Here is a 3,408-nt window from a genome sequence, read left to right as displayed (position 1 = left end):
TCGTACACGAAGACATCGTTAAGATGTTTATTTTTTTGCGAAAAGACAAAAAAGGTGTCGGTAGAATATTTCTACCAACACCAGAAAGTATAGACCCTGAAAAGGGCCCCCAAGAGAAGATAAAAAGTAGAATTGGAGAAATGGTTGATAAAACGACTGATCCTAAGGAGCGATTTAAATTAGGTGATGATATTATGATTGATTATGTCATGGCCGCGGTTGATATATCAGACGACATCAGTTTGGAATTTGACGAAGAGTTTGTCGCGTTGGAAAAAAATTACTTATCAAACGGTCAGTTTAAAGGTGAGTTAAAAGGTGCTCGGATATTGAAAAATAAAAATTTTACTAACGGACTAGTAAGTTTGGGTTCCAAGGAAACTAGTTATCATATTGATGTCTTTAGATTATTTAAAAAATATAATGTTAAAATATGTATCGTGACTGAAAATAAAATATCGGCGATTGTTATGGGAAGATTAGGAGAATGGATCCAGACTGCATCGGTAGCCGTGAGCAACATTTCATTTCTTGAACTTGCATATGTGTTAAGTAAATATATTTCGAAAGAGTCATCACAAGAAGTTAACAAAGCTTTAGAAAACCAAGATATGAATACATATAACGTACTAAAATTAATAAAAAAAGATTTAAGTAGTTTTATCAAAGGACATCAAAATATTACTCGAATGAAGAGTCAACTTGATGCTTATAGGGATGTAATAAAAATTATTAATAGAAGCCCAAATATGGTGAAAAAAATAGATTTTAATAATGTCGGTAAATTCAATTGGAAAAAAGTGGATTATTCATTGACCCTTTGGTTGGATGAACGAGCTGCATTTGGAGAAAATAATGAATATGAATTATTTCTTGATGAGGGGATAAAATCAAATAACTTTAACAGTGAATATTATAAGAAAGTTCATGAGAATCAAGTCTCAGCTGATTGTGTTGGTATTCGATGTGCAGATTTAGTAGCGACAATAATCGGTAAATTAATTAGTAAGTTATCTTTAGCAACAGCGTATGAAAAAGATAATCCAGGGAAACTAAAATATTTGGACAAGAAATGGTTTGAATTCAAGAATGATCAGCTAGTATTAGCTAAGTTAATATTTGAAATAATTTTTAATGTCGGTTCACAGTATAGTTATATTAATGGCACATATTTTGATGACGCTACAGAATGTGAAGCATATATAAGATATGTATCTAGTTTTAGGGAATATCAAGAATTAACGATAAAAAAGGAAAATTCGCAGATTGAGGAATTTAAAATCTTTAAAGGTTTGGCAGATATAAAATATCAACAAATGGCTATGCTTGGTCAACTTGACGTTAAAACTTTGATGGAGACAGGAAGCTTGAAACCGGTATAATTAAGTTATAAATTTTAAATAGTATGAGTGTTTCTAGATAGATATTATGCTGGAATTTTAAATGCGTCATAAGTAAATTATTTGATTGAACTAAACAAATAGTTAGCGATATAATAGAAAAGAATAATGTTGATCATGCAATTAGATGGTTACTTGGCTGTTAATTTTACTGCATGGTTGGGTAAGTGTTTTGAATTTGTTTTTTCTGTTAATTTTAACATATATATTGTAGCCCTGAATAATTCATAGTTTTTCAAAAACGCTTCAAAAACCTTGTTATAACAGTCTATCTTGTTTCGTTCATCCGCACCCTTTGGGTGTACAAAAAGAACCCCAATCTGCTATGGTTAAAGCGTCTAAACCTAACCAAAGAAAGGGGTTCTCTCTATGGCAACTTTACATGAAAATCGCTTACTTTTCAATTCAACTATTACGGTATCTCACTCTGGCGGTAATTTATCCTCAGATTCCGGGCTGATATTAGTAAAAGAATTTATGAATAGATTTAATGTTAGTCAAATCATAAGGGAAAATATACAGATTCAAGATGACCGACTGTATCATATTCATGGAAATGAATCTATTCTGGAACAAATCATCTTACAGTTAATTGCAGGCTATTCTACGGATTCTTCTGCCAATATATTAGCAACTGATCCTATCTTTCAAGCTGTTTTAAATAAAACACGGTTGGCTTCACAGCCATCTATTTCTCGCTTCTGGGATCGGATGACAACAGAAAATATCGTTCAACTTCAAAAGGTTAACCAAATTTTGATTGATAAAGCACGTATGATTCGAAATACGAATGAAATGATTTTCGATTTAGATTCTACCCACAGCGATACCTTTGGAAATCAAGAAATGACCGATTATAATGCGCATTACCAGACAACCGGTTATCATCCGCTCGTTGCCTTTGATGGTCTTACTGGTGACTTTCTTAAAGCAGAACTTCGTTCTGGAAATGCCTACACCTCGAAAGGTGTCGCAGCATTTACTCGTCCATTATTTGAGCATTATCAATCTGTGACACCAGTAAGCACTATTATGGTACGTGAAGATAGTGGATTCGCAACGCCCGATTTGTATGAACTTTGTGAAGAATACGATAGTTTGTATACTATCCGCTTAAAATCCAATCGTAATCTGTGCAGAATCGCTGAGCAATTCATTACCATTAAGGATAATCACGATTGGGATAAGAAAGAAGTTCATTACTATAACGCCACTTATCAAGCAAAGGCGTGGAAAAAATTCAGAAGGATTTGCATAAAATCAACTAGAGAAGCTGGTGAATTGCTTTTTAGACATGAATTTATCATTACCAATTTCTCAAAAGATGTCTCTCCAGAAATGGTTTTCCAAACGTATTCAAAAAGAGGAACGATGGAAAATTACATTAAGGAAGCAAAAAACGGGTTTTACTTTGACAAAACAGACAGCCCAACCTTTATAGAAAATCATGCTCGTATGATCGTAAGCCTATTGGCTTACAATATAGTAAACTTCATGCGAACATTATGTTTTACCAATGAAACGAAAGGGTATCAGGTTTCTACTATTCGCTTATTTTTCTTTAAAATAGCTGGAAAGATGGTTCATTCTGGAAGAAGAAACTACTTGAAATTAAGTAGTTACCATGTTTACCAGAAACTATTTTATCGGATTCTACAAAACATTCAGGTACTGCAGTGTTAAGTGCGTTCATTGGGCAATTTAAAAAGTTCGTTAACCATCCGCTAGGATGAGTGCGCCCAAAATGAGGTCTTACTTGAATTTAATCCGTTAGCAAAAAGAAATTAGACCATTTAGAAGAATATTTTTGAGAAAAAGAGCCATTGACCATAAAATGAAACAGATGATTGATAAAATTTAGCCCTTTATAAAAGGTATGAATTATTCAGGAAAGTACCAATTATATAAATATCGAAAATTTCAAGTTTAAGTTAGCCACTTTTAGTTACTATGTTTTAGGTCTTAGTATCTAGCTATCGAACTGAAATGAGTTGAACCCTGTTTGTTA

The 3,408-nt window shown here is 32.9% G+C and carries 2 protein-coding genes; both read left to right on the top strand.

Annotated elements, in window-relative coordinates; all coding sequences use genetic code 11:
- Positions 1 to 1,382: hypothetical protein (locus LFUMFP_RS09520; protein ID WP_233210648.1), on the top strand; the 1,382-nt coding region annotated here is incomplete at its 5' end.
- 387 nt (positions 1,383 to 1,769) lie between these two features.
- The gene (locus tag LFUMFP_RS09515) at positions 1,770 to 3,083 is read left to right on the top strand and encodes an IS1380 family transposase (protein WP_025084024.1); all 1,314 of its coding nucleotides are present in this window, start codon (positions 1,770 to 1,772) and stop codon (positions 3,081 to 3,083) included.
- Positions 3,084 to 3,408: the final 325 nt, after the last annotated feature.

It is taken from the genome of Latilactobacillus fuchuensis (assembly GCF_900258455.1).
GTDB lineage: Bacteria > Bacillota > Bacilli > Lactobacillales > Lactobacillaceae > Latilactobacillus > Latilactobacillus fuchuensis.
Note: the sequence above shows the minus strand (reverse complement) of the source record. Positions and strands in the feature narration are given on the sequence as shown.